This window comes from Rhodococcus sp. RS1C4, assembly GCF_002258225.1.
GTDB lineage: Bacteria > Actinomycetota > Actinomycetes > Mycobacteriales > Mycobacteriaceae > Rhodococcoides > Rhodococcoides fascians_E.
The window spans coordinates 31,545-57,478 of record NZ_NOXZ01000017.1 but is presented as its reverse complement, the minus strand read 5'-3'; the positions used below and the strand labels follow the sequence as shown (position 1 = coordinate 57,478).

Annotated in this window: 24 protein-coding genes; 7 read left to right on the top strand and 17 right to left on the bottom strand. The window is 65.5% G+C overall.

All coding sequences use genetic code 11. The annotated features are described in order from the left end of the window. The first annotated feature begins 33 nt into the window (after positions 1-33). Positions 34-792, top strand: coding sequence for a 3-oxoacyl-ACP reductase FabG (fabG, locus tag CH289_RS06955; protein WP_019666871.1), 759 nt, complete (start codon positions 34-36; stop codon positions 790-792). A 43-nt stretch (positions 793-835) separates the two neighbouring features. Here fabG and CH289_RS06950 read toward each other — a convergent pair whose 3' ends face one another. From CH289_RS06950 to CH289_RS06935, 4 genes are all read right to left on the bottom strand, one after another. Then, positions 836-1,747 (bottom strand): SDR family oxidoreductase, encoded by a 912-nt coding sequence (locus tag CH289_RS06950; protein WP_020112382.1) that lies wholly within the window; start codon positions 1,745-1,747, stop codon positions 836-838. A gap of 164 nt (positions 1,748-1,911) precedes the next feature. After that, complete coding sequence (locus CH289_RS06945; RefSeq protein WP_026348093.1) at positions 1,912-2,757, bottom strand: 3-hydroxybutyryl-CoA dehydrogenase; 846 nt, start codon at positions 2,755-2,757, stop codon at positions 1,912-1,914. 5 nt (positions 2,758-2,762) lie between these two features. After that, positions 2,763-3,920 (bottom strand): acyl-CoA dehydrogenase, encoded by a 1,158-nt coding sequence (locus tag CH289_RS06940; RefSeq protein ID WP_019666868.1) that lies wholly within the window; start codon positions 3,918-3,920, stop codon positions 2,763-2,765. Between the two features lie 133 nt (positions 3,921-4,053). Further along, positions 4,054-4,749, bottom strand: coding sequence for a TetR family transcriptional regulator (locus tag CH289_RS06935; protein ID WP_020112381.1), 696 nt, complete (start codon positions 4,747-4,749; stop codon positions 4,054-4,056). A gap of 123 nt (positions 4,750-4,872) precedes the next feature. On the opposite strand from CH289_RS06935, the gene xylB reads away from it, so the two are divergent. After that, complete coding sequence (gene xylB / locus CH289_RS06930; RefSeq protein ID WP_020112380.1) at positions 4,873-6,261, top strand: xylulokinase; 1,389 nt, start codon at positions 4,873-4,875, stop codon at positions 6,259-6,261. A gap of 1 nt (position 6,262) precedes the next feature. Here xylB and CH289_RS06925 read toward each other — a convergent pair whose 3' ends face one another. Genes CH289_RS06925 through CH289_RS06895 form a run of 7 tightly spaced genes read right to left on the bottom strand, consistent with a single transcriptional unit; the run spans position 6,263 to position 13,653 of the window. Beyond that, positions 6,263-7,336, bottom strand: coding sequence for an SDR family oxidoreductase (locus CH289_RS06925; RefSeq protein ID WP_020112379.1), 1,074 nt, complete (start codon positions 7,334-7,336; stop codon positions 6,263-6,265). A gap of 35 nt (positions 7,337-7,371) precedes the next feature. Next, a complete protein-coding gene (locus CH289_RS06920) occupies positions 7,372-8,088 on the bottom strand; it encodes a sulfite exporter TauE/SafE family protein (RefSeq protein WP_026348092.1) in 717 nt (238 codons plus the stop codon). A gap of 28 nt (positions 8,089-8,116) precedes the next feature. Further along, positions 8,117-9,127: an ABC transporter ATP-binding protein gene (locus tag CH289_RS06915; RefSeq protein ID WP_020112378.1), complete on the bottom strand. Its 1,011-nt coding sequence runs from the start codon at positions 9,125-9,127 to the stop codon at positions 8,117-8,119. Continuing rightward, the gene (locus CH289_RS06910) at positions 9,120-10,145 is read right to left on the bottom strand and encodes an ABC transporter ATP-binding protein (RefSeq protein ID WP_020112377.1); all 1,026 of its coding nucleotides are present in this window, start codon (positions 10,143-10,145) and stop codon (positions 9,120-9,122) included. The genes CH289_RS06915 and CH289_RS06910 overlap by 8 nt, the downstream gene beginning before the upstream one ends. Then, the gene (locus CH289_RS06905) at positions 10,142-11,125 is read right to left on the bottom strand and encodes an ABC transporter permease (RefSeq protein ID WP_094727628.1); all 984 of its coding nucleotides are present in this window, start codon (positions 11,123-11,125) and stop codon (positions 10,142-10,144) included. Before CH289_RS06905 ends, CH289_RS06910 begins: the two co-directional genes overlap by 4 nt. 8 nt (positions 11,126-11,133) lie before the next feature. After that, entirely contained in the window at positions 11,134-12,063 is a 930-nt protein-coding gene (locus tag CH289_RS06900; protein ID WP_020112376.1) for an ABC transporter permease, read from the bottom strand. 9 nt (positions 12,064-12,072) lie between these two features. Further along, positions 12,073-13,653: an ABC transporter substrate-binding protein gene (locus CH289_RS06895; protein WP_037140225.1), complete on the bottom strand. Its 1,581-nt coding sequence runs from the start codon at positions 13,651-13,653 to the stop codon at positions 12,073-12,075. 343 nt (positions 13,654-13,996) lie between these two features. On the opposite strand from CH289_RS06895, the gene CH289_RS06890 reads away from it, so the two are divergent. The 3 genes from CH289_RS06890 to CH289_RS06880 all read left to right on the top strand — a co-directional run bounded on the left by CH289_RS06890 (position 13,997) and on the right by CH289_RS06880 (position 16,534). Continuing rightward, complete coding sequence (locus CH289_RS06890) at positions 13,997-14,992, top strand: 2-hydroxyacid dehydrogenase (protein ID WP_027498917.1); 996 nt, start codon at positions 13,997-13,999, stop codon at positions 14,990-14,992. Further along, a complete protein-coding gene (locus tag CH289_RS06885) occupies positions 14,989-15,384 on the top strand; it encodes a universal stress protein (RefSeq protein ID WP_037184075.1) in 396 nt (131 codons plus the stop codon). The genes CH289_RS06890 and CH289_RS06885 overlap by 4 nt, the downstream gene beginning before the upstream one ends. Before the next feature lie 304 nt (positions 15,385-15,688). Next, positions 15,689-16,534, top strand: a complete 846-nt coding sequence (locus CH289_RS06880; protein ID WP_094654802.1) for a DUF559 domain-containing protein — start codon at positions 15,689-15,691, stop codon at positions 16,532-16,534. A 67-nt stretch (positions 16,535-16,601) separates the two neighbouring features. On the opposite strand, the gene CH289_RS06875 is transcribed toward CH289_RS06880, so the two are convergent. The 6 genes from CH289_RS06875 to CH289_RS06850 form a co-directional block, all read right to left on the bottom strand. Further along, the gene (locus tag CH289_RS06875; protein WP_020112370.1) at positions 16,602-17,495 is read right to left on the bottom strand and encodes a LysR family transcriptional regulator; all 894 of its coding nucleotides are present in this window, start codon (positions 17,493-17,495) and stop codon (positions 16,602-16,604) included. An 84-nt stretch (positions 17,496-17,579) separates the two neighbouring features. Further along, positions 17,580-18,860, bottom strand: coding sequence for a glucarate dehydratase family protein (locus CH289_RS06870; protein ID WP_094727627.1), 1,281 nt, complete (start codon positions 18,858-18,860; stop codon positions 17,580-17,582). After that, positions 18,860-19,786 carry a 5-dehydro-4-deoxyglucarate dehydratase gene (locus CH289_RS06865; protein WP_020112368.1) on the bottom strand — a complete coding sequence of 309 codons (927 nt, stop codon included), beginning with the start codon at positions 19,784-19,786 and terminating at the stop codon, positions 18,860-18,862. The genes CH289_RS06870 and CH289_RS06865 overlap by 1 nt, the downstream gene beginning before the upstream one ends. Before the next feature lie 31 nt (positions 19,787-19,817). Then, entirely contained in the window at positions 19,818-21,416 is a 1,599-nt protein-coding gene (locus CH289_RS06860; RefSeq protein WP_020112367.1) for an aldehyde dehydrogenase (NADP(+)), read from the bottom strand. A 160-nt stretch (positions 21,417-21,576) separates the two neighbouring features. Beyond that, the gene (locus CH289_RS06855; RefSeq protein ID WP_033190316.1) at positions 21,577-22,593 is read right to left on the bottom strand and encodes an ABC transporter substrate-binding protein; all 1,017 of its coding nucleotides are present in this window, start codon (positions 22,591-22,593) and stop codon (positions 21,577-21,579) included. Positions 22,594-22,619: 26 nt separating this feature from the next. Next, the gene (locus tag CH289_RS06850) at positions 22,620-23,444 is read right to left on the bottom strand and encodes a siderophore-interacting protein (RefSeq protein WP_094727626.1); all 825 of its coding nucleotides are present in this window, start codon (positions 23,442-23,444) and stop codon (positions 22,620-22,622) included. Between the two features lie 192 nt (positions 23,445-23,636). Between CH289_RS06850 and CH289_RS06845 the strand changes: the two genes are divergently transcribed. Both CH289_RS06845 and CH289_RS06840 read left to right on the top strand, forming a co-directional pair. Further along, positions 23,637-24,986, top strand: coding sequence for an enolase C-terminal domain-like protein (locus CH289_RS06845; protein WP_094727625.1), 1,350 nt, complete (start codon positions 23,637-23,639; stop codon positions 24,984-24,986). An 11-nt stretch (positions 24,987-24,997) separates the two neighbouring features. Beyond that, the gene (locus CH289_RS06840) at positions 24,998-25,933 is read left to right on the top strand and encodes a 2-hydroxyacid dehydrogenase (protein WP_256977073.1); all 936 of its coding nucleotides are present in this window, start codon (positions 24,998-25,000) and stop codon (positions 25,931-25,933) included. The last annotated feature ends 1 nt before the right edge of the window (position 25,934 follow it).

The window sequence follows — 25,934 nt, the reverse complement described above, 5'->3', positions numbered from 1 at the left end:
GGTTTCATCCATCGCAACTTCAGGGAGACGCACGTGAGTGATGCAGTCAAGACCGCAGTGGTGACCGGAGCAGCACGGGGGATCGGCGCGGCGGTAGCGAAACGCCTGGCCAAGGACGGATTCGGCGTCGCCGTCGTCGACCTCGACGAGGCAGCGTGTTCCGATACCGTCGGAGCGATCCAGTCTGCGGGCGGGCAGGCTGTTGCCATCGGTGCGAACGTCGCCGACGAGGAGTCGGTCAAGACCGCGGTGGACCGCATCGCCACCGAGTTCGGCGCACCGACCGTGCTGATCAACAACGCCGGAATCACGCGCGACAACCTGCTGTTCAAGATGACCGTCGAGGACTGGGACTCCGTACTGGGCGTGCACCTGCGTGGTTCGTTCCTGATGACCCGTGCAGTTCAGAAGCACATGATCGACGCGAAGTGGGGTCGCATCGTCAACCTGTCCAGTACCTCCGCTCTCGGTAACCGCGGGCAGGCCAACTATTCGGCCGCCAAGGCAGGCATGCAAGGGTTCACCAAGACCCTGGCCATCGAGCTCGGCAAGTTCGGCGTCACCGCCAACGCCATCGCTCCCGGTTTCATCGAGACCGAGATGACGGCTGCCACGGCCGAACGCGTCGGCGTGCCGTTCGAGGACTTCAAAGCCGCTGCAGCGTCACAGATTCCGGTCAACCGAGTCGGCAACCCCGACGACATCGCACACCTCGCGTCGTTCTTCGTGAGCGAGGGCGCAGGATTCATCTCCGGTCAGGTCGTCTACGCCGCCGGCGGCCCGAAGGACTAGCGGCCGTGGGAGGTCTGCCTACCCGGCAGACCTCCCCTCCGCTCTACGGCGTCGGCATTCCGCCGTTGACGTTGAGGGTCTCACCCGTCACGTAGCCCGATTCCGCGGACGACAGGTAGACGTAGGCCCCGGCGAGTTCGGCGGGCTGACCGGCGCGGCCGATCGGGGTCTCCTTGCCGAACTCCGGCAGAGCCGACGTCGGCTGCCCGCCCGACGCCTGCAACGGCGTCCAGAACGGGCCCGGCGCCACAACGTTCACTCGAATTCCCTTGGGCGCCAACTGCTGCGCGAGGGCCTTGCTCATCGTGTTGATGGCCATCTTGGTCGTGGCGTAATCCACCAGGCCGGGCGAGGGGGTGTACGCCTGGATGGAACTGGTGTTGACGATGGTCGATCCCGGCGGCATGTGCGGAACAGCCTCCTGAATGGTCCAGAACAGTGCGTAGACGTTGGTCTTGAACGTCGCATCGAACTGCTCGGAGGTCAGGTCGGCCAGATCCTCGACGAACTGCTGCTTCCCAGCCACCGTGACGAGCAGGTCCAGCCCACCCAGTTCCTCGACGGCTGTCCGGACTATCCCGCGGGCACCCTGCTCGTCGGTCAGATCGGCAGGCGCGAGTACTGCAGTGCGTCCGGCGTCGCGAATCAGCTGCGCGACTTCCTGCGCATCCTTCTCCTCGGACGGCAGATAGTTGAGCACGACATCCGCGCCCTCACGCGCGATGGCAATGGCCGCAGCGCGTCCGATGCCCGAATCGGCACCGGTGACAAGGGCTTTGCGTCCCGCCAGCCTGTTCGTGCCACGGTAGGTGTCCTCGCCGTGATCGGCCTTCGGTTCCAGATCCGAGGCCAGACCCGGCGGATCCTGATGCTGCTCGGGGTACCCCTCCTGACGGTACTGCGTCACAGGATCGGTGAATGTGTATTGGTCCGTCACGGTGAATGCGTCTCCCAAACGTGGAGTGTGAATGCGAACCGGTGTCTCGATTCAGTACTCCCGCTGCTTTCCCTGCAGTCATGCGTCGCAAACGCATGACTGCGCCACAGCAACCGTCTGAGCGTTGTGCAGGGCTGTCAGAAAGCCACAGTGGCGCAGTCGTGCCCCGTTGGAGCGGTGGATCAGTAGGTGTAGAAGCCTTGACCGGTCTTGCGGCCGAGCTGCCCGGCTTCGACCTTGCGTCGAAGCAGCGGAGGCGGTGCGTAGTGGGTCTCGCCGAACTCTGCGTACAGCGATTCCGCGACGGCCAGGGTGACGTCGAGACCGACCGTATCGGTCAGGCGCAAGGGTCCCATCGGGTGGGCGCACCCGTTGACCATGCCCTCGTCGATGTCCTCGGCGCTGGCGAAGCCGGATTCGAACATCCTGATCGCGGACACCAGGTACGGGATGAGCAGAGCGTTGACGATGAACCCGGCCCGGTCTCCGGAGCGAATCGTCTTCTTGCCCAGCGTGTTCCCCGCGTACTCGGTCACGGCGGCGACGGTGTCTTCGCTGGTCACCAGGCTCACGACGATCTCCACGAGCGGGAGCACCGGAACGGGATTGAAGAAGTGCACGCCGACGACCTGGCCCGGCCGCTTCGTGGCGTTCGCCATCTTGATGACCGGGATCGACGACGTGTTGGTCGCGAGGATGCCCTCGGGCTTGACGATGGAATCGAGCTTGCCGAACAGCTCCAGCTTGAGCGACTCGATCTCCGGTGCGGCTTCGACGACCAGGTCACGGTCCGCGAAGTCCTCGATGTCCAGCGTCAACGAGATTGCCGCACGGGCTTTCTCGGCTGCGTCGGCCTCGATGCGTCCGGATTTGACTGCGCGAGCGAAGGACTTGTCCAGGCGTGCCTCGGCTGCGTCGGCGGCTGCCTGGCTGGTCTCGAGAACGATGACCGACGAGCCCGCACGCGCAGCGACCTCGGCGATACCGGCACCCATGGTGCCGCCGCCGATGACTCCTACCAGTTCGATGGTGCTCATTTCAGCAGCGCCCGGGACATGACGACACGCTGGATCTGGTTGGTGCCCTCGTAGATCTGCGTGATCTTGGCGTCGCGCATCATGCGTTCGACCGGGAAGTCGGTGGTGTATCCGGCGCCGCCGAACAGCTGAACGGCGTCGGTGGTGACCTCCATCGCGACGTCGGACGCGAAGCACTTCGATGCGGCGGAGATGAATCCGAGGTTCTTCTCGCCGCGCTCGGCGCGGGCAGCCGAGGTGTAGACCATGAGGCGCGCTGCTTCGACCTTCATCGCCATGTCGGCCAGCATGAACTGCACGGCCTGGAAGCTCGAGATGGACTGGCCGAACTGCTTGCGGTCCTTCGTGTATTCGATCGCAGCGTCGAGTGCACCCTGTGCGAGGCCGACAGCCTGAGCGCCGATCGTGGGACGCGTGTGATCGAGAGTCTGCAGCGCAGTCTTGAAGCCGGTGCCGGGCTCGCCGATGATGCGGTCGCCGGGGATCTTGCAGTTCTCGAAGTAGAGCTCCGCCGTCGGCGATCCCTTGATGCCGAGCTTCTTCTCCTTCGGGCCGACGACGAAGCCCTCGTCGTCCTTGTGCACGATGAACGAGCTGATGCCGTTGGCGCCCTTGTCGGGGTCGGTGACGGCCATGACTGTGTACCAGTCGGACTTGCCGCCGTTGGTGATCCAACACTTCGATCCGTTGAGGATCCAGTCGTCACCGTCGGCTGCGGCGCGAGTCCGCATGCTGGCGGCGTCGGAACCCGCCTCACGCTCGGACAGGGCGTAGGACGCCATGGCGCCGCCGGCGAGCGACGGCAGGACCTGCTTCTTCAGCTCGTCGGAGCCGTTGAGGATCAGGCCCATGGTGCCGAGCTTGTTCACTGCGGGGATCAGCGACGAGGAACCGCAGACGCGGGCGACCTCTTCGATAACAATGCAGGTGGCAACCGAGTCCGCTCCCTGGCCTTCGTATTCCTCGGGGACGTGGATGGCGTTGAAGCCGGAGTTGTTGAGAGCCGTCAGCGCCTCCTCCGGGAAGCGAGAATCCTCGTCGACCGCCTTCGCGTGCGGGGCGATTTCCTTCTCGGACAGCGCGCGGATGGCTGCGCGCAGCTCGTCGTGCTCCTCCGGAAGGCGGAAGAGGTCGAAGTCCGGATTACCGGCCATGGTGCAACTCCTACGGCATAGATCGGTAGGCACTCAGTGCCACGTATGAGTCGAGACTACGGCAGACTTGGACATTCGAGCAAGGTTTCCTGGCACTGGGTGCCAGGTTCCGCTCGCCCGACAAGCCGAGATGTCACCCGTCCAGGTGCTCCCCGAGTGCGTCGACGACGGCCTCGGTCGATGTTCCCCGCCGGAACACGGCCACCACGACGTCGTCGGATCGGCCCTCGGAGTCGGCAGAGTCGGTGCCTGCCCCTCTTGCCGAGGACCCGTATCCCTCGCGCACCGTGCTCAAGGCGGCGCGCAGGTCGCCGGGCGCGGTGTCGATGCCGTCGCGAATCATGCGCCGGAGTACGTAGTTGTGGGTGGCTGTGACCGTCGCGCAGAACTGGATCGTTTCGAGGTGCGAGTGGTCGGGGGCGGCGCTGCGCAGGTAGTCGACGAACAATCGCTCGTACTTGAACACGGTCACGATCTCTCGGTCGCGGAGCGCCGGATTCTGGTGAACCACCTGGTAGCGGAGTCGGGCGTACTCCTTCCAGTCGGTGAAACGATCGAAGACGAGCTGGGCGGCGTCGCAGACGGCAACCCAGGGATCGTCGTGTTCGGCGTCGAGGAACGCGGCGGCCTGAGCGAGGAGGATCTCGTGGTCGACGAAGATGACGTCGTCCTTGCCTTTGAACTGACGGAAGAACGTACGACGCGAGATGCCCGACGCCTCGGCGATGTCGTCCACCGAGGTGGCGTCGTATCCGCGGACGGAGAACAGGTCGAGTGCGGCCTTCGCCACGGTCAGACGAAAGGCCTCGGAGTCCTCGGTGTCACGCATAGCTGACGAAGGTATCCCAGTTTCGCGAGTGTCGAGAACTCCTACCTACGGAATCGGCTGCGTCGTTCGTCCGGGCCGGTAGAGTCGACTGAACCGTTTCTCGCGCTGGAAGGATCTTCGATCTTGGCTCTCGTCGCAGGTATCGACTCGTCCACTCAATCGTGCAAAGTCTTTGTACGCGATGCGGATTCGGGAGAGCTCGTTCGTAGTGGGCGGGCGTCGCACCCGTCCGGAACCGAAATCGACCCGGCCGAATGGAAGAAGGCGCTCGACACCGCTGTCGCCGACGCGGGTGGACTGGAGGACGTCGACGCCGTGTCCGTCGGCGCTCAGCAGCACGGGATGGTCTGTCTGGACTCGTCGGGCGACGTCGTTCGGCCTGCCCTTCTGTGGAACGACACACGGTCGGCGCCGTCGGGTGCCGACCTGGTGAACGAGTTGGGCGCGCAGGGGTGGGCCGACGCGGTCGGCGTGGTTCCGCTGGCGTCGATCACGGTGACGAAGCTTCGGTGGCTTGCGGACAACGAACCGGAGAACGCAGATCGCACTGCAGCGGTGTGTCTTCCGCACGACTGGCTGAGTTGGCAGCTTGCCGGCGCCCCGGGTCTGGACGCGCTCGCCACGGACCGCGGCGACGCCAGCGGTACCGGGTACTTCTCGGCGGCGACCGGACAGTACCGACACGATTTGCTGGAACTGGGATTCCGCGGCCGCACCCCCCGATTGCCCCGAGTTGCAACGCCGTTCGAGCGTATCGGCGAGACGGCAGGCGGTGTGGTGATCGGTCCCGGTACCGGTGACAATGCGGCAGCCGCACTCGGATTGGCTGCTCGCCCAGGCGACGTGGTGGTATCGGTCGGCACGTCGGGTGTCGTCTCGGCGGTGACCGACGTCGCCGCGGCCGACCCGTCGGGAATCATCGCCGGTTTCGCCGACGCGACCGGACGTCAGCTGCCGTTGGTCTGCACGTTGAACGCAGCCAGAGTGCTCGACGCGACGGCGTCGCTGCTGGGCGTCGACCATGCAGAACTGTCCCGGCTCGCATTGGCGACGCCGAGTGACGGCCTCGTTCTCGTTCCGTACCTCGAAGGCGAGCGGACTCCCAACCGGCCGGCCGCGTCCGGGGCCGTTCACGGTCTGCGCCTGGGTAATTCGACGCCGGGTCACCTGGCCCGCGCAGCCGTCGAGGGCCTGCTGTGCGGGCTCGCCGACGGCATCGACGCACTCCGGGATGCCGGAATCGAGACCACGCGAGTCCTGCTCGTCGGCGGCGGTGCCAAGTCGGCAGCACTGCGTGAGCTGGCGCCTGCCATTCTCGGTATGCCCGTAGTGGTTCCGGAGCCGGGCGAGTACGTCGCGGACGGCGCCGCCCGCCAAGCTGCATGGGCGTTGGCGCAGACTCCCGAGCCGCCGCAATGGGAGTCGGCGCCCGCCCGCACCTACGAGGCCGATCCGACGCCGTCGATCCGCGCACGGTACGCAGAGGTCAGGGACCTGACCGAAGGGGTGTAGGTCAGGGGATCAGTCGGGCGTCGCGGTAGCGCTGCACCACCGATGCGATGCCGTCGGGTGTCGATCGGAAGCCGAGGAATCCGGCTTTCTTGGACTTGTTCATGTCGGTGAGGCATTCCATGTCGCGACCGAGATCGCCGTCGGTGTGCCACCAGGAGGCGAGCTTCGTGACGTCGGGTTCGACCAGATCGTGCGTCGCGGCGATACGTGCCCACGTCTCGGCGGCATCCGCCATCCGAGGTTCGAGCGGGCGCGGTTCGCCGTCGTACCCTTCGGGCTCGACACCGAACATCTCCGCGAACTGCGGCCACATCCAGCGCCAGCGGAACACGTCGCCGTTGGCGATGTTGAACGCTTCGTTCCTACCGTTGTCGTTCGACGATGCCCACACCATCTGTTCGGCGAGCAGGTCCGCGTCGGTGAGGTCGGTCAGGCCGTTCCACTGGGTGTCCGACCCGGGAAAGACGAAGGGGGTGCCCAACTCGGCGCAGATCGAGGCGTAGACGGACAGGGTGAGCACCATGTTCATCGCGTTGCCGACGGCGAAGCCGGAGATCGTGTGCGCACGGTGCACACTCCACGTGAAGTCGTACTTGTCCGCTCCGGCGAACAATTCGTCTTCCTGGGCGTAGTAGAAGTTGGGTGTGTCGAGTCGCTCTTCCGACTCGTGGAACGGGGTCTCGGCCATCACGGCTTCGCCGTAGGCGTCGAACGGCCCGAGGTAGTGCTTGAGGCCGGTCATCAGCGCGACGTGTTTCACCGTTCCGGACGGCCCGAGCACGTCGAGGACGTTACGCAGTGTGGCCGAGTTGACCTCGATGTTCTCTTTCTCGGAGTCCTTCTTCATCCATGCCGTGAAGAAGACGATGTCGGGGTTCACCTCGGCGAGAGCGTCGGTCAGGCTTGCGGTGTCGAGCAGGTCGGCCGCCACGGGCGTGACGCCGTCGACGGGGGTCTTTCCGCTGCGGCTGAGCCCGTAGGTGGTCCAGCCTTTCGCGAGGGTCTCGCGGCATAGTGCTTGACCGGAGATTCCGGTGGCACCGACGATCAGGGCGCGGTGTCGGGGTTCGCTCATGTCCCGTAACTACCCAGTTGGTGAGTAGTTGACACTCACAGGGTGGCGAGCTGCTGTCCGATCAGGACGACAGCACCGATGGTCGACACCGCGATGGCGGTGAGTCTCAGCCGCCTCCGGTCCATCAGTCGGTTGACGAAACGAGACAGTACGTAGCCGAGGATCGTGGCCGGCGCGAGCAGAACGAACAGCCAGGCCGTGTGGCCGTCCACCGCCCCGGCGGCTGCGAGAGCGACCAACGACATGACGGATCCGACGAGGAAGAACGCGCTCATGGTGCTGCGGAGCTTGGCACCCGTGTTGCGCTGCCACACCAGCGCCATGGGCGGACCGCCGATCGACGTGGCGGTGCCCAGCAGGCCCGAAGCAGCTCCCGCCACCATCAGATTCCGCCTGCGCGGCAGGGGAATCCATCCGAACGACGTCAGCGCGATTCCGAGGAGAACAACACCCGCGAGCATCAACGCCAATCCACGCTCCGGCAGTGCCACCAACAGCAACGCCCCGAGAATCGTGCCGGGAACCCGGCCGGCGAGCGCCCAGCTGGCGCCGGAGAGATCCAGTGACGTTCCCTCCTTGATCAACACCATGGTGCTGACCAGAATCGCCAGCATGATCAGGGTCCCGGGCACGAGGCCCGGGTCGACGATCGCGACGATCGGCGCCGCGAGCATTCCCATGCCGAATCCGATCGACGCCTGCATGCACGACGCGAACAGGATCGCGCACGCCACCACGGCGAACCCGGACAGCGGCAGATCACCGATCACCGCACACCTCTCATGTTCCGGCCGCGACGAGGCCCAGATCGTTCTCGACGAGTGGGTAATGGCATTCGGCCATGTGGTCGACTTCGTTGCGGTCGCGGGCAACCGGTGGTGCGTCCGAGCTGCACAGTTCGGTCGCCTTCCAGCAGCGGGTGCGGAACCGGCATCCCGACGGTGGGTTCAGCGGAGACGGGACCTCGCCCTTCAGCAGGATGCGCTCTCCGCGTGACGCAGCGTCGAGCTTGGGCGCTGCGGACATCAGTGCAGCGGAGTAGGGGTGGCTCGGCCTGTCGAAGACGGCGTCGGTGGCCCCGGATTCGACGATGCGGCCCAGGTACATGACGGCCACCCGGTCGGCGACGTGTCGGACGACCGACAGATCGTGCGAGATGAACACGTAGGAGATCCCGAGTTGCTTCTGCAGATCGTTGAGCAGGTTGAGTACCTGTGCCTGCACCGAGAGGTCCAATGCCGACACCGGCTCGTCGCAGATGATCACGTCGGGGTTCAGTGCCAGTGCGCGAGCGATGCCGAGACGCTGACGCTGGCCGCCGGAGAACTCCTGCGGGAAGCGGTGCTCGTCGCTCGGGCGTAGACCGACCAGGTGCAGCAGCTCTCGGACTCTCGCGGACCGATCCCGGCGAGTCTTGTACAGGGTCTTGTGGCTCCGCCACGGCTCGCTGATGATGTCCGCGGCCGTCATTCGTGAGTTGAGGGAACCGTACGGGTCCTGGAACACCATCTGGACGCGTCGGCGAAACCCCAGGAGATCCTTGCCTTTCAGCGAGAACGGGTCGACACCGTCGAAGTCGACGGTTCCGGAGTCCGGCCGCTCCAGCATCATCAGCGTCCGGGCGAGTGTCGACTTACCGCAACCGGATTCGCCGACGAGTCCGAGGGTCTCGCCTCGACGCAGATCCAGATCGATGGCATCGAGTGCGCGGAGATCACCTCCGCTCACCTTGAACGTCTTGTTCAATCCGCGGACCGTCAGAAGCTGTTCTGCTCGGGCTGTTTCAGACATGAGACACCTCGTTCGAAAAGTGGCAGGCGGAGAATCGGCCGTCTCCGACGGGTTCGAGGGACGGGCGTCGGTCGATGCAGATGTCCCGGGCGAGCGGGCATCGAGCTTGATAGACGCATCCGTCGGGCACGGAGTGCAGATCCGGCGGAGTGCCACCGATGGACTTGAGGTCCTCTCCGCGCACCGCGTGTACGGGAACGGAATCGAGAAGTCCCTTGGTATACGGGTGGCGAGGATCGGCGAACACCTCGGACACCAGGCCCGTCTCGACGACGTTGCCCGCGTACATGATCGCCACTCGGTCGGCTTCCTCGGCGACGAGTGCGAGGTCGTGCGTGATGAGCACGACGGCCATGTCGTGTTCGGTCCGTAGCTCGCGGAGGAGGGTCATGATCTGTGCCTGCACCGTCACGTCCAGAGCCGTGGTCGGCTCGTCGGCCAGCAGCACCGACGGGCTGAGGGCCACGGCCATCGCGATGAGCAAACGCTGACGCATACCACCGGAGAACTGGTGGGGATAGGAGTCCGCTCTCGACTCCGGCTGCGGAATCCCGACGCGGCGCATCAGCGAGATGGCCTCCACTTTGGCTTCTTTCGCACTCAGTCCGCGGTGGATGCGGAACGGCTCGGCCAGCTGGGTGCCGACGGTGTACACCGGATTGAGTGCGGTGAGGGCGTCCTGGAAGACGATCGCCAGCTCCGTTGCGGCGATGTGGCGTCGCACCTTGGACTTCGCGGACACCAGGTCGACCTTGCCGAGATCCGAGCTGTCGATCTCCACGGAACCGTCGGTGACGTCGGCGATCGGTTCGAGGAGGCCGACGACGGCCTGTGCCGTCATCGACTTACCGCAACCGGATTCACCGAGCAGAGCCAGGGTTTCACCACGCCGCGCACTGAACGTGACGTGGTCGACCGCGCGAATGACGCCCGAGGGGGTGCGTAGATCGACCGTCAGGTCTCGCACGTCCATGGCGATGCGGTCGGTGTCCGGGCGTGCTGGGGCAGGTGCACTCATGAGACGACCTTTCGGACGGGGAGAAGGCGGGACTTGGCCGAGCGCGGGACGGTCAGACGCCAGCGCTGAGCGGGATCGGTGGCGATGCGTGCCCAGGCTGCGAGCACGGTGGCCGACACCGTGGTGATGACGATGGCAAGGCCGGGGAAGAACGACAGCCACCAGGCGGTCTGCAGGTACGTGCGGCCCTGCGCGACCATGAGACCCCAGCTGACGTCGGGTGGCTGAATTCCGATGCCCAGGAAGCTCAGTGACGATTCCGCCAGCATGACGAAGCAGAAGTCCAAGGTGGCGACGGTCAGCAGCGTCGGCAACAGGATCGGTGCGACGTGCCGACGAATGACCGACCCGCTCGACGCACCGAAGGTACGGGCGGCGTCGACGAACAACCGGCTCTGCAGTTCCGCGGATTCGGCACGGGCGGTACGCAGGTAGATCGGAATGCGGGTGATGGCAAGAACCAGAACGATGTTCGCGGCGCTCGGGGAGAAGACGTACAGCACGACGACGGCCATCAGCAGCGACGGGAAGCTCATGATGACGTCGGCGACGCGCATCGCCGTCGTCTCACGCCACCCGCGGTGGTAGCCGGCCCACATTCCGATGATCGAGCCGATGATGGCGGACAGGATGACCGCCGGGATCGCCACCGACAGCGTGGTCTGGCACGCGACGATCAGACGAGCGAGCATGCTGCGGCCGAGCGGATCGGTCCCGAGGATGTTCATCCAGCCGGTGTCGAGGGAGAACGGTGCCAGGTTGGAGCGGTTCAGGTCCTGCGCGGTGGCGGCGTCGCCGACGAGCATCGGGCCGAAGATCGCCGTCAGGAAGACCAGGACCAGAATGCCTGCTGCGACGGTCGCGACGCGGTCGCGGAGAAGGAGCTTCCACAGCGGCGCGGAGCTGGTGCGCGACGCCGGCGTCGGATCCGGAACATTTTCCGGCTCGGACGTTTTCGGGGCTTCGAAATCGAGTGACATGGTGGCTCCTAGACCTTCGCCTTGTCGCGGACACGGGCGTCGAGCAGTGCGTAGCAGGCGTCGATGACGATGTTGAGCACGAAGATGCTGATGGCGGTCAACAGCACGGCTGCCTGCAGGACCGCGAAATCACGCTGCAGGATGGCGTCGATCATGAGCTTGCCGATACCGGGCCATCCGAAGATCGCCTCGACGACGACTGCTCCGTTGACCAGACCGACCATGAGGTCACCTGCAACGGTCAGCGCCGGTGCCGCTGCGTTGCGCAGTGCATGGTGGGTGACCACTCGGATGTCGCTTGCGCCCTTGCTGCGTGCCAGCCTGACGTACGGCGCGGACAGCGCGGCCACCATCGCGCCTCGCACGACCTGCGTCAGTACACCCAGTGGGCGGATGAGCAGTGTCGCGATCGGCAGGATCCACGACAGCATGCCTGCACCGGTTCCCGACGTCGGGAGCACTCCGAAGGTCACGGCGAAGAGCCAAACGCCCATGATCGCGAACCAGAAATCGGGGATGCTCGCCGCCGTCATGGACAGCAGGCTCGAGATCCGGTCGGCGAGGGAGTTGGGTCGGTACGCCGCCCAGCACCCGATGACGATGGCACCGACGATCGCCAGGAACATCGTCATGAACGCCAACTGCAGCGTGGCGGGGAACGCGCGAAGGGCCATCGTCGACGCGGCTTCACCGGTACGCAGCGAGTCACCGAAGTCGAGGTGGACGACGCCGCTGAGGTAATCGAACAGCTGCGTCAGGAGCGGCTGGTCGAGCCCGTTCGACGCCCGGAACGCCTCACGCTGGGCCTGGGTGGCGGACTCCGGCAGGTAGAGACTCGTCGGGTCGCCGGTGAGACGGGCCAGGAGGAATACACCGAGAAGCACGACGATCAGCGGAACCAGGCTGGTGTAGATCCTTCGTCGCAGAAATCTGAACATGATGGGCCTCTAGTCCGTTTCGGGTGAGTCGGCGCGGGTCATCGCGGCGAGATGCATCTCGTCGACAGTGGCCGAGTTGGGGGTGTAGTCGACGGAATCCGCCTTGGCGAGAACACCTTCCATGTGGGCGATGAACGCCATCTGCATGATCTCCTTCGGCTCCTCCGCGAACAGCTGTGCGTATGCGTCCTGCCGAGCGTCGCCGGTGAGAACAGCGGCCTGACGGACGCGCTCGTCGAACTCCGGTGTTCCGCCTGCGCTCTGGAACCCTTCGCTCATGAGGTACTGGTCGGCGGTGAACGCGGCGTCGCCTGCTTGATTTCCGTGCTGAATGACCAGGAGGTACGGGCCGACCTTGGGGAACGGGCGTTCCTGGTACTCCGCTGTTCCGGCGGAGTCCGTCATCTCGATCGACACGTTCATCCCCAGCTGAGACAGGGCGTACTGTACGACCTCGAGGGTTTCGTTGACCTTCGGGAACTGACCGGTACGGCCGATGAGCCGGATCGGGGTGTCGACGGGTACGCCGTCCGCACGCGCTTCGTCGATCAGCTCCTGGGCGCGGGCGGGGTCGTACGGCCACGGTGAGAGTTCGTCGTTGTATCCGATCACTCCGTCCGAGACCAGCTGTGCCGCAGGCTTTCCGAGTCCCTGGAACAGGGCGTCGACGATTCCCTCGCGGTTGATCGCGTAGTTGATCGCCTGACGTACCCGCATGTCGTCGAGCGGAGTCTCCTCGAGCTGGATGCGGACCGCCGTCGTCTCGTTGTTCGGGTAGGCGACTCCGAGGTCTCCTGCACCGTCCTCCGGTCCGAGCGAGGTGGCGATCTCGGCTTCCCCGTTGGACACCATCGACGCGCGGACGCTGCCCTCGCTTCGCCACTGGTACGTCGCGCGGGCGTAGTCCGGCTTGTCGCCCCAGTACGTCTCGTTGCGGACGAGCGACAGACGCTGACCGTAATCCCAGTTGTCGATCGCGAACGGTCCGGTGCCGATCGGCTCCCGCACGCGTTCGGTGAGGCTGTAGGTCCTCGGCACCATTTCGACGAACGAAAGCTTCAGCGGAAGGATCGGGTCCGCACTCGGTGCCGCGACGCTGACGGTCAGCGGATCGATGATCTTCACGTCCAGGTCGGCGTCGCCGAAGACGTAACCCTCGACGTTGCATCCGAGGTCCGAGTTCACGGCTCGCTCGATCGAGTGCGCTGCGTCCTCCGCCTCGAACGGGCTGCCGTCGCTGAAGGTGACGCCGGGGTGGAGCTGGAAGGTCCATTCACGGTCCGACACCTGGGTCCAGGAGTCGGCCAGCTTCGGCTCGAGTGTTCCCTCGCTCGGGTTCCGTTCCATCAGCGGTTCGGTGATGTTGGACCGCGTGACGACTCCGACCGATGTGAGGGAGACGTCGCACGCTTCGAGGGTCGGCGGCTCTTCCTGCAGGACGATGCGGAGGGTGTCCGCGCTCGCGGCGGTACCGCTGCCGGAGTTCGCCACCGTGCAACCGCTCGCGATCATCGAAAAGCTCAGTGCGCCAGCGATGATGATCGCGCTGCGCGTGGTCCGTCCCTGCTGCACTGCTCGTGCAGGGCTCATGGTGACCTCCAAGTGGATGGGGAGTGCGACTGCACCGGGTGCAGCGCATATCTGTGACGGTAGACACACGGTAGGAGTGGCGCATATCGGCGTCAACACGACAATCGGCCGTAACCAGGGAGTTTTGTGGGTCACATCGAGTCGAATCGAGAGGTGTGAATCACAGTACGATGCGTCTGACCTGGTCGGACGGCATCGAGCAGCAGGAGATAGGGTGTAGTAAGTACGTCGACAATGCCGTTTGAGTATCAATCCATGTTATTTACGTGTTGGACAGGTATCCGAAAAGCGGCATAGCGTACTGGAAAACGCGCACGCGGCGAGTCCTGTGAGGAGCTGAGTTATGGCAACGGTTGGAGCCACGGAATCATCTGCAGTGCAGAGTGATTCGAAGAAATCCGGACGGGTGCTTCGGGTCGGGCCGCTCAAGCCGTCTCTGATGGACACCCTCGCCGGCGACTACGACGCCCTCGTGCTCCCCGATGCGGCCGAGCGTGACGAGTTCCTGGCTCGGCACGGCGAGTCGATCACCGCAGCGGTCACGTCCGGCCGAACGGGAGTGGACGCGACACTCATCGAGCAGCTTCCGAACCTGGGTGCGATCGTGCACTTCGGCGTCGGGTACGACACCACCGACGTCGACGCTGCCTCCGCGCGCGGTGTCGTGGTCAGCAACACCCCCGATGTCCTGACCGACTGCGTCGCCGACCTCGCGGTGGGCCTCGTGATCGACGCACTCCGGCAGGTGTCGTTCAACGACCGTTACGTCCGCGCAGGCCGCTGGGCCGCCGAGGGCAACTCGCCGCTGACGTCGCAGGTCACCGGAAAGCGAGTGGGAATCATCGGTCTCGGACGCATCGGAAGCGCAATCGCGGACAGGCTCACCGGGTTCCGCTGCTCCATCGGCTACCACAACCGCAACGAGATCGCCGACTCCCCGTACACGTACTCGCCCACGGCCGCAGGGCTTGCCGGGAGCGTGGACATCCTGATCGTCGCTGCCTCGGGAGGTTCGGGCACCAAGCATCTCGTGGACAGTGACGTGCTCGACGCACTGGGCCCCCAGGGATACCTCGTCAACGTCGCCCGGGGAAGCGTCGTCGACCAGGACGCGTTGGTGGAACGGCTCGCCGACGGCAGGCTGGCAGGCGCCGGGCTCGACGTCTTCGCCGACGAACCGTCGGTACCGGAGAAGCTTCTCGGCCTCGACAACGTGGTCCTGCTGCCTCACGTCGGCAGTGGAACGGTGGAAACACGCGCAGCCATGGAAGCGCTGACGCTGCAGAACCTGGACCAGTTCCTGGCGAACGGAACTCTCACGACGCCGGTGACCCGATGACCGTCGTGGTCGGCTACTCGCCGACTGTCGAAGGTAGAGGCGCACTGCCCTTCGCGTTCGGCGAAGCCGTGCAACGCGGCGTCGACCTCGTCGTCGTCGCCGAGGAGGACAGTGCCTCGGAAGAAGGTTTCGGCGCTGCGATCGAATCCGCGCGCGACGAGGCAGGAGCCGGCGGCGTCGTGGTGAAGGTGCACGACAACGAACCCGGGCGCTCGCACGCCGACAACCTGATAGACCTGTCCTACGCGGAGGGAACCGACCTGGTGGTGATCGGCATCAGGCGCCGATCACCGGTCGGAAAACTGTTCCTGGGCAGCATCTCTCAGCGAGTACTGCTGGAAGCTCAGTGCCCGGTGGTTGCGGTCAAACCAGCAATAGGTCTGCCCCGCTGATCCGACGGATCACCAGAAGCCGAGGCTCTGTCCGTTGGAGAAGATGTTGAACGCGTCGCTGAACAGGGAGAACAAAATTCCGAGCATGTGAGATCCACTTTCCGAGATTGTGTGAGGACACATCAGTTTAGAGTCTCGTGGGTGAGATGTCACAATTCCGCTCATCTCAGGCGGGATCCCGCCCGAGACGCGCGGAACTGCTACACCACGCCCGTTGTCCACAGTCACCGAGTTGTCCACAGGCTTCTCGAAACCCCAGGTCGACGACGAATCATGGGTAGCCGGGTGTCCGACACTTCGGGTCATGCACCCTCACGGACTGGCCACCAGAGACCAATTGCTGGCGTCGGGTATCTCCAGTAGCGCCATCTCCCGTAGGTTTCGACGGATTCTGCCGCGGATCTACTGTTCCGGTGAACCCACCGTCATTGCCCGGTGTCATGCCATCACGCTGTGGCAACCCCGGGCTGTGCTCAGTCATCGCACTGCGGCGTGGCTGTTCGGGTGGATCGATGCGCCCGAGCAGCACGACTTCACGGTGCCCATCGGAATCACCGCGCGAACGCCGGACTGGCTGACTGTTCATCGACGCACGCTGGAGATCGGGGAGCTGTCCGAATGCCAGGGGCTCCCGGTGGTCGCTCGGCCCCGGACGCTGATCGACTGCGTTTCGGTGATGGAGCCGGAGGTCGTGGCACGCATCGTCGACGAGCGCCTCACGGGCGACGTTCCCTCCGAAGAGGTGCTCGCCTTGTTGGACGAGTTCCCGAGGCGCAAAGGTAACGGTCGCGCGCGCCGGCAGCTCGAGTCGGCGGCAACCGGGTTCGCATCCGAGCCCGAGCGTGTGCTGGATCGCCGGCTCATCGTCCTGGGCCTGCGCCTCGAGACCAACTACTGGGTCGGCCGGTACCTGTGCGACTTCGTGGACGTCTGGGCAATGGTGATCGTCGAGGTGGACGGCCGAGAATTCCACAGTGCACCGGATGTGTTCAGCCGGGACCGTCGACGCCAGAACGACTTGGTCCTGGAAGGCTGGCTGGTCCTTCGGTTCTCGGCCGTGGATGTGTTGTCGAACCCGGAAGCGGTCGCTCGTCGGATCGTCGAGGTGGTTCGACGACGGAGGAAGTCGCGCCGTCCGGGTGTCGTGTGACAATTCCGTGTTTTTCGGACGGGATCCCGCCTGCCGAGAGCGGAACTGTTACATCACGCCCGCCGACCTACTGCCATTCCCGGGACGGGAGGACGTCGGACATGAAGCGGTGCAGGGCGGGGTTGTCGTTGTCCACGCGCCAGGCTGCGTTGAGTTCGACGGGGCGTCGGGGGGTGGTCTCGACGGGACGGAAGACGACGCCGCTCGGTTGCATGGTCGTGGACGATTCGGGCACCAGTGCCATTCCGATTCCCGAGCGCACGAGGACCAGCATCGTGTGGACCTGTGTCACGTACTGCACGTATCGGGGCGTGACGCCGACGACGGTGAAGGTACTGATCAGCAGTTCGTGGAAGTACCGGGCGTCGACGGGCGAGTACATGATGGTCGGCTGGTCGTCGAAGTCGGCGATGGTGAGCTTGTCGAGTTCAGCGAGGGGATGGTCGGCGGGCAGCGCAGCGACGAGTGACTCGTGCAGGACCGGCCGGGAGGCGATGCCGGGGCGTTTGAGCGGTGGTCGAGCAAGACCGAGGTCCAGGTCTCCGATGGCGAGGGATTCCATCTGCACCGCGGACACCATCTCGCGCAGAACGATTTTGACGTCCGGTAGCTCGATGCGTGCCTTCTCCAGCAGCTGCGGCAGCACTGCGTGCGCCGACGCTCCCGTGAAACCGACGACGACGGTACCGAGGTCTCCGGTGGGCACGCGCCGGACGGTGAGTACCGCGCCTTCGGCGAGGTCGAGGATGCGTCGGGCGTCGGGGAGGAAGGCGATGCCTGCCGCGGTGAGCATCACCGATCGGCTGGTGCGGTCGATCAGCTGCACGCCGAGTTCGTTCTCGAGCTGCTGGATCTGACGGCTCAGCGGTGGCTGAGTCATGTGTAGGCGTTCCGCGGCGCGACCGAAGTGCAGCTCCTCGGCGACGGCGATGAAGCAGGTCAGGCGATTGAGGGAAAACAACCCATTCACTCCCGATATCGAAAAAGGCCACTCGCGGTCAGGTCGGGTATCAACCTAACCCACGAGTGGCCTTGCTCGATGTAGTTACCAGCGTGGACTGGTGTTCACGAAACTGGGATCGATGCTCTGCATGTACCCGGTGTCGTCGCGGTCGCGGAGTCCGCAATCGAGGTACTGCTGATGCAGCGCGGCGAGTGCGTCCTCGTCGATCTCGATGCCGAGCCCGGGACCGGTGGGAACGGCGACGGATCCGTCGACGATCTTCAGGACACCGGGCTTGATCACGTCCTCGTTTTTCCACGGCCAGTGGGTGTCGCAGGCGTAGGTGAGGTTGTCCGTCGCGCCGGCGAGATGGACCATGGCGGCCAGGCTGATCCCCAGATGGCTGTTGGAATGCATGGACAGTCCGAGGTCGAACGTGTCGCAGATCCCGGCGAGCAACCGAGACCGCTGCAGCCCTCCCCAGTAATGGTGGTCCGACAGAACCACTTTCACCGAGTCCTTCGACACCGACGGTGCGAGCTGGTCGAACGCGACGACACACATGTTGGTCGCGAGAGGCATCTTCGCCTCCCGAGCGACCTCGGCCATGCCGTCGAGTCCCGGCGTCGGATCCTCCAGGTACTCGACGATGCCGTCCAGCTCGGACGCCACGCGAATCGACGTGTCGACCGTCCACGCGGCGTTGGGATCGAGCCGCAGGGGAAGGTCGGGGAACGCTTCCCGCAGCGCCTTGATTCCGGCGATCTCCTCGTCGGGCGGGAAGACGCCTCCCTTGACCTTGATCGCGCCGAAGCCGTACTCGTCGATCATCTTCCGTGCCTGACGAACCAGGCCGTCGGGATCGATCGCTTCGCCCCACTCGTCGGGCTCGCGGCCGGGATGCGCGGCCCACTTGTAGAACAGGTACGCGCTGAACGGGACGGAGTCGCGCACTTTTCCACCGAGCAGATCCGACACGGGACGCCCGAGGACCTTGCCCTGCACATCGAGGCACGCGACCTCGAACGGCGAGAAGACACGATCGGTGGTGCTCGCGGTCGTGATCATGCCTGCGACGCCGTCGCCACCGGTGATCGTCGACGTTGCCAGTTGCGTGTCGATGGCCGCGCGAATCGCGTTGAGTGCGAACACGTCCAGGCCGGTGATGGCGTCGGCGGCTGCTTCGAGCCTGGCGACGTGCGCTGTGTCGGCGTAGGTCTCACCGAGGCCGACGATGCCGGCCTCGGTGTCCAACTGGATGATCGCGCGCAACGCGTACGGCTGGTGCACACCCACGGTGTTGAGCAGGGGCGGGTCGACGAACGCGACGGGCGTGATCCGTGCGCCGGTGATGCGGACGGGTCCGCGAACACTGCCGGGCATCAGTGGACCGCGAGCTCGTTCGCCAGAACTGCACGGCCCGCCGCGACGATCTCGGTGAGCTCGCTCAGATGCGGTGCGCTGATGTCGACGAGCGGCGGACGGACAGGTCCTGCCTCGATGCCTTCCATGGTGACGCCTGCCTTGATGAGGGAGACGGCGTATCCGGGAACCTGGTCGCGCAGGCGCACCAACGGGTGGAAGAACTCACGAAGCAGCGCGGCCGTGAGCTTGTCGTTGCCGCTCTCCATGGACTGGTAGAAGGCCAGTGCCAGTTCGGGCGCGAAGGCGAAGGTCGCGGAGGAGTACAGCGTCACGCCGATCGCGCGGTACGCCTGCTGCGACACCTCGGCGGTGGGCAGGCCGTTGAAGAACTGAAAAGCCTTGCCCGACGGTTCGAGCGAGTCCAGAACTGCACGAACGATGCGTCCGACCTGGTCGAGATCGCCGGTGCCGTCCTTGAATCCCACGACTGTCGGGAACTGTGCGACCTCGACTGCGGAGGCTTCGGTGAAGCGCGCGTTGCCGCGGTTGTAGACGATGAGCGGAAGATCCGTGGTCTCGGCGACGGCCTTCGTGTAGCTGACGAGCCCTGCCTGCGGCATCGTCACGAGGTAGGGCGGGAGGAGGAGAATGCCGTCGGCGCCGTTGATCTTCGCGCTCCGGGCGAAAGCCTTTGCCTGCGCGACGGATCCGCCTGCACCGGCGTAGACGGGGACGCGTCCGGCGACGACGTCGACTGCGGTGCGGACGATCTTGCCGAACTCCTCGGCTTCGAGGGCGTGGAATTCGCCGGTGCCGCAGGCGATGAAGACTCCACCCGGGCCGGCGTCGACGCCCTTGGCGACGTGAGCGGCGAGCAGGTCGTAGTCGACCTCGCCGGATGCGGTGAACGGGGTGACTGGAAAGAAGAGGACTCCGTCGAGCATTTCGTATCTCCTGTGTGGTGAGGGAAAGGTGTCAGTCTTGGGTGAGTCGGCCGTCGATGCGGCGCCAGATTCCGTCCGGATTGCCGTCCGCGACAGCGCTGGGGAGCAGCGAGTTCGGAACGTCCTGGTACGCAACGGGCCGGAGGAAACGTTCGATCGCGAGCGAGCCGACGGACGTGGTGGCCGAATTGGACGTCGCAGGGAACGGGCCGCCGTGCACCATGGCGTGTCCGACCTCGACGCCGGTGGGCCATCCGTCGAACAGGATCCGACCGGCTTTGAGCTCGAGCTCGGACAGGAGCTTGCCGGCTTCGGCATGGTCGGTGTCGTCGGCGTGGATCGTCGCCGTCAACTGGCCTTCGAGAAGGGCCGCGACGTCCCGAACCTGCTGCGCGTCGGTGCACTTGACGACGAGGCTCGATGCACCGAAGACCTCCTGCTGCTCCACCTCGGACGCGAGGAAGGAATCTGCGTCGGTCACGAACAGCGCTGCGCGGCAGGCGTTCGGGGCGTCGGTTTCCGTCCCGCGCGCGACCTCGGTGGCCGACTGTGCGAGTTCCTCGACGCCGCTCGCGTAACTGGCGGCGATGTTCGGTGTGAGCATGGTCGTCGGGGCGGTCTCGGACACTGCTGCACGCGCGGCGTCGACGAACGAGTCGAGGCCGGGGCCGTCGACGGCGATGACCAGGCCTGGGTTGGTGCAGAACTGGCCCGATCCGAGTGTCAGCGATGCGACGAACGCGCGGCCGAGGTCGGCGCCGCGGGTCTGCAGCGCGTGGTCCAGAACGAACACCGGGTTGATCGAGCTCATCTCGGCGTACACGGGGATCGGTTCGCGGCGTCCTGCTGCAGCGGCGACGAGAGCCGTTCCACCCGAACGTGATCCGGTGAATCCGACTGCCTTGACGCGGGGGTCCGTCACCAGCGCCGTACCGAGCCCACGGCCGGAGCCGTAGAGCAGCGAGAAGGTGCCCGACGGCATTCCGGTGGAGGCCACCGCGTCGGAGATCGCGCGTCCGACCAACTCGGACGTTCCTGGGTGCGCGTCGTGCGCCTTGACGATGACGGGGCAGCCGGCGGCGAGTGCGGACGCGGTGTCTCCGCCCGCGACGGAGAAAGCGAGAGGAAAGTTGCTGGCGCCGAACACGACTACCGGTCCGAGTGGGATCTTCCGCTGGCGAATGTCGGCTCGGGGGAGCGGAGCGCGATCCGGCTGAGCGGGGTCGATGCGTGCACCGTTCCAGCTGCCTTCGCGGAGTACGGAAGCGAAGAGTCGTAGCTGGCCCGTCGTGCGGCCGACTTCACCGGTGATGCGTCCGACAGGCAGTCCCGATTCTGCGACTGCACGCTCGATCAGGGTGTCGCCGAGTGCGGCGATGTTGTCGGCTATCGCGTCGAGGAACTGGGCCCGGGTCTCGGAGGAGGTGGCGCGGTAGTCCGCGAACGCTGCCCAGGCGGCAGCAGCGGCAGCGTCGACGTCGCCCAGATCGCCGTGGTGGTAAGCCGGTTCGAGCGACTGGCCCGTACTCGGATCGATGCCGTAGATGGCGGTTCCGGAACCCTGCACCGCCTTGCCCGCAATGATCGACTTGCCGGTGAGTTCGGTGGACTGCGTCAGTGATGCTGTCATGGGTGACTCCTTGTACTCGACTCGATCGGCGACACCGCGTGAGGGTGTGGCTCGGACTCGACATCAACGTTAGGAGTCCGATCGATACGTGTCCAAGTCAAAAAGTCTTACCTTCGATACCTGAACGGCATCGATCGACGAGGGCTACCGAAGAGGTGAGCTACGAGAGCAGGGTGCGTCGAAGATCGTCGATGACCGCAGCTGCGGCCGTGAGGTTGTACCCGTCGAACCACGGCGCGGAGTCGACCTTGTAGGCGCGTCCGGCCTGCACTGCGGACAACGTCGACCAGAGTGGACTGGACACCAGTGACTGCTCCACCTCATCGCCCGCGTCGGCCTGACCCCCCGCGCCGACGTAGTAGAGGATCACGTCCGCGTCGATCATCGGTAGGTTCTCCGAGCTGACGGCGACGTTGACCTTGGTCGGATCTGCACCTGGCGCGGTGTCGGCCGTCGGAGCGATCCCCGCGCCGGACAGGATGTCCGCGTACAGGAACGTCGACGACGCCGCGAGCGTGTTGTACGACCGGACGTCGCCCGACGTGTCCGAGACGCGCACCACGGACAACCTGAGTCCGTCGGGCCACGCCTGTGCGATATCGGCTCGGAGATCGGCGATGCGATCGTCGAGCCCGACGAATGCACCGACGGCGTCGTCCTTGCGGCCGACCGCGTCGGCGACGTCGATGTACTGGTCACGCCAGTAGGTGAACGGAATCAACACGGTGGGGGCGATGGTCGACAGTTCGGAGTAGAACGGCTCGCCGATGGGCTGACGTCCGACGATCAGATCGGGGTTCGCTGCCGCGATGGCCTCGAGTTGGACATCGCCGAGAGCGGTGACGCCGATGGACGGCAGTTGCTGCGATGCCTCGCCGACCAGCGTGCGGACACCTCCACCCAGCGTGCCCGTGGCGACGACGGGAACGTCGAGTTCGTCGAGCGTCTGCAGGCCCACATAGGCGTCGAGGCTGACGATTCGCGTCGGGCCGGCCGGGACGACGACGTCACCCATGGGCGTCGAGAGGGTCCGTGTCCCGTCGTCTGCAGCGGGTGTGGTGTCGCTGTCGGGTGCGCAGGCCGCGAGCAGCGACGCGAGCGCGAGGCCGGCCGCGGCTCCGAAGTGTCTACGCGAGAGATCGTCGGTGACGGGTGCGTGGGCGGTGAGGGTGGTCATTTCTTCTCCTGGTGGTGGTGTGGTGGTCAGAGTCCGGATTCTTCGAGGGCGGCGTCGACGACCTGGGTCAGTTCGTGTCCGCTGAGGCCGTCGGCGAGGGCGCGGTCACGGACGGAATCGATGTGCTCACGGACCTCCGCGAACCGTTGCTGCCAGGTCTCCTTGTCGCGTCGCCAGTAGCCCTTGATCTCGAATCGGTCCGGAGTCCACCCCAGTTCGCGGTGGTAGAGCTTCCGGATCGCCCGGGCGTCGGACGCTTCGGTCGCCGCCCACAGATAACCGGTGCCGCTGGGTCTGTCGAAGGATCGAACTTCCGCGAGCAACTCCTGGTCGGTCGTCCACTCGTACGTGACGGTGGCTGCGCTCGGCACCTGCTGTTCGTCCTCCCGGCTCGGCACCGACGCGATGACGTGCGCTGTGGCGCCCCGGGGAAGCTGTTCGACGGCACGGGCGAGAGCAGGTAATCCGGTCATGTCGGCAACCAGCAGCTGCCACTCGGTGTCGATGGGCGGCCGATACCATCCGTGCGGCTCCGAGACGCGGATGCGATCGCCCGGCTGCGCCCGTACTGCCCACTGCGCGGCAACACCGCCGTCGTGCACCACGAAGTCGATGTCGAGGTGAGGGCCGGCCGGATCGAACCGGCGGACGGTGTAGCTGCGCAGGGTGTCGTCCTCGAAGATCAAGCGAAGACGCTCGTCGGGGACGCCGGTGGTCGCGAAGCCGGACAGATCGGCACCGCCCAGGCGTACGCGGAGCATGGAGGGCGTCACGTACCACGACGACAGGGTCACGGCGTCGAACGTCCTCGGTTCCGACGGGCTGCGTTCAGCGGGAACGGTCGGGGGCATCCGGGCAGCTTCCTGTCGAGACCAGTTCAACTTTGGACCCTTCGATATTAGGGTAGCCATACTTCGCTATTCCATAGTCCCCGCATCGATACCCGCGGGGTATCGATCCATGCCTATCTCGTCTTGGACACGCATAGGTACGGAACCATAGGGTTCGTGTGAGCCGAGTCACGACCACGGAAGGTTCCACCGATGAACGCGCGCACCACCGCCACCCCCGTCGTCACCGAGATGCGAGTGATCCCCATTGCCGGCCACGACGGCATGTTGCTCAACCTCAGCGGTGCGCACGCACCGTATTTCACGAGGAATCTGGTGGTGCTCACCGATTCGGACGGCCGCACCGGCGTCGGCGAGGTCCCTGGTGGGGAGCCCATCCGGCGGTGCCTCGAGGATGCGCGGTCTCTGGTCGAAGGCCAGTCGGTCGGCGCATATAACGCGATCCTGCAGTCGATGCGAACAGCGTTCTCGGACCGGGACTCCGGCGGTCGAGGCGCGCAGACGTTCGACCTGAGGATCGCCGTCCACGCAGTCACCGCGGTCGAATCGGCCCTGCTGGACCTGCTCGGACAGCATCTCGGAGTCACCGTCGCCGCGCTGCTCGGCGAGGGACAACAGCGAGAGAAGGTCCAGGCCCTCGGCTACCTGTTCTTCGTCGGCGACTCCGCCAAAACGGATCTGGCGTACCGGACTGCATCCGACGAGCCGGCCGGCGCCGACGAGTGGGCTCGCATCCGTCATTCGGAGGCGCTCACCCCCGATGCCGTCGTTCGACTCGCCGAGGCCGCTCAGGCGCGCTACGGATTTCAGGACTTCAAGCTCAAAGGCGGCGTACTTCCCGCTGCCGAGGAGGCGGCTGCCGTGACGGCGCTGCACCGACGCTTCCCTGACGCTCGAATCACGTTGGATCCCAACGGTGGATGGTTGCTGAAGGACGCGATTGAGACCTGCCGCGGATTGCGCGACGTCCTCGCCTACGCGGAGGATCCGGTCGGCCCCGAGGGCGGATTCTCCGGCCGAGAGGTCATGGCGGAGTTCAAGCGGGCGACCGGGTTGCCGACCGCGACCAACATGATCGCCACCGACTGGCGGGAGATGGGCCACACCATCCGCTCCGGCGCCGTCGACATTCCGCTGGCGGACCCGCACTTCTGGACGATGAGCGGTTCGGTCCGCGTCGCGCAGCTGTGCGACGCCTGGGGGCTGACGTGGGGATCGCACTCCAACAACCACTTCGACGTATCGCTCGCCATGTTCACCCACGTTGCCGCCGCTGCACCGGGGCACATCACCGCAATCGACACGCACTGGATCTGGCAGGACGGTCAGCGAGTGACCGAGGAGCCCTTCGAGATCGACGGCGGATACCTCACGGTGCCGGACAAGCCCGGTCTCGGTGTCGAACTGGACTGGGAGCAAGTCGATGCCGCGCACGAGCTGTATCAGCGTGAAGGCCTCGGTGCTCGCGACGACTCCATCGGGATGCAATATCTGATCGACGGATGGGCCTTCGACAGCAAGCGACCGGCGCTACTGCGATGACTGCACGCGCGCTGAAAATCGTCGTCGGTGATCGGAACGTACTGCCGCACAGGGCGGAGTTCGAGAAGGCATTACCCGTCGGGGCCGAAGTGGTCTGGGTGGTTCCGTTCGACGAATCTCGTGTGCTCGAGGAACTGCCCGACGCCGACGTGTACGTGGGCGGAAAGTTCAGCGCAGCGATGGGTGCGGCCGGGTCCCGGTTGACGATGGTTCACGTCGTCGGTGCTGGAACCGACAACGTCGACCGATCCGGACTGAGCCCGGACGTAGAGGTGTGCACCACCTTTCACCACGAACGGTCGATAGCGGAATACATCGTCTCCGCGACGGTGATGTTGCGTCGCAACTTCCTGGCGCAGGACCGGGCGCTGCGGGCCGGCGTGTTCCGCACCTCCGTCTACGACCCGTCGATTCCGCAACCACTGTCGCTCGTGGGTGCCCGGATCGGCTTCGTCGGCTTCGGGCACATCGGCCGCCAGGCATGGAGGCTGTTCGACGCCTACGGAGCGCACGGAGCCGCAGTGACCGGTAGCGGTACAGCAGCCGACGTCGGCCTCGAATGGTTCGGCAGCACAGCCGAACTCGGAAAACTGATGGAATGGTCCGACGTCGTCGTCGTGTCGGCGCCGCTGACCGACGCGACGCGCGGCATGATCGGTGCGGACGAGTTGTCCGGGCTGGGCAGTAGCGGCGTCCTCGTCAATGTCGGCCGTGGTCCACTCGTTCAGGAGCAGGCACTGTTCGATGCATTGTCCCGGAATGTGATTGCCGCTGCCGCGATCGATGTGTGGTACCGGTACCCCGGCCCCGACGGCGTCGGTCAGCCGAGCACGCTGCCCTTCGCGGATCTGGACAACATTCTGATGACCCCGCATTCCTCCGGCGTCACCCACCACACGTTCGTCGGGAGAGTCGCGGACATCGCCGCCAACATCTCACGCCTGTGAA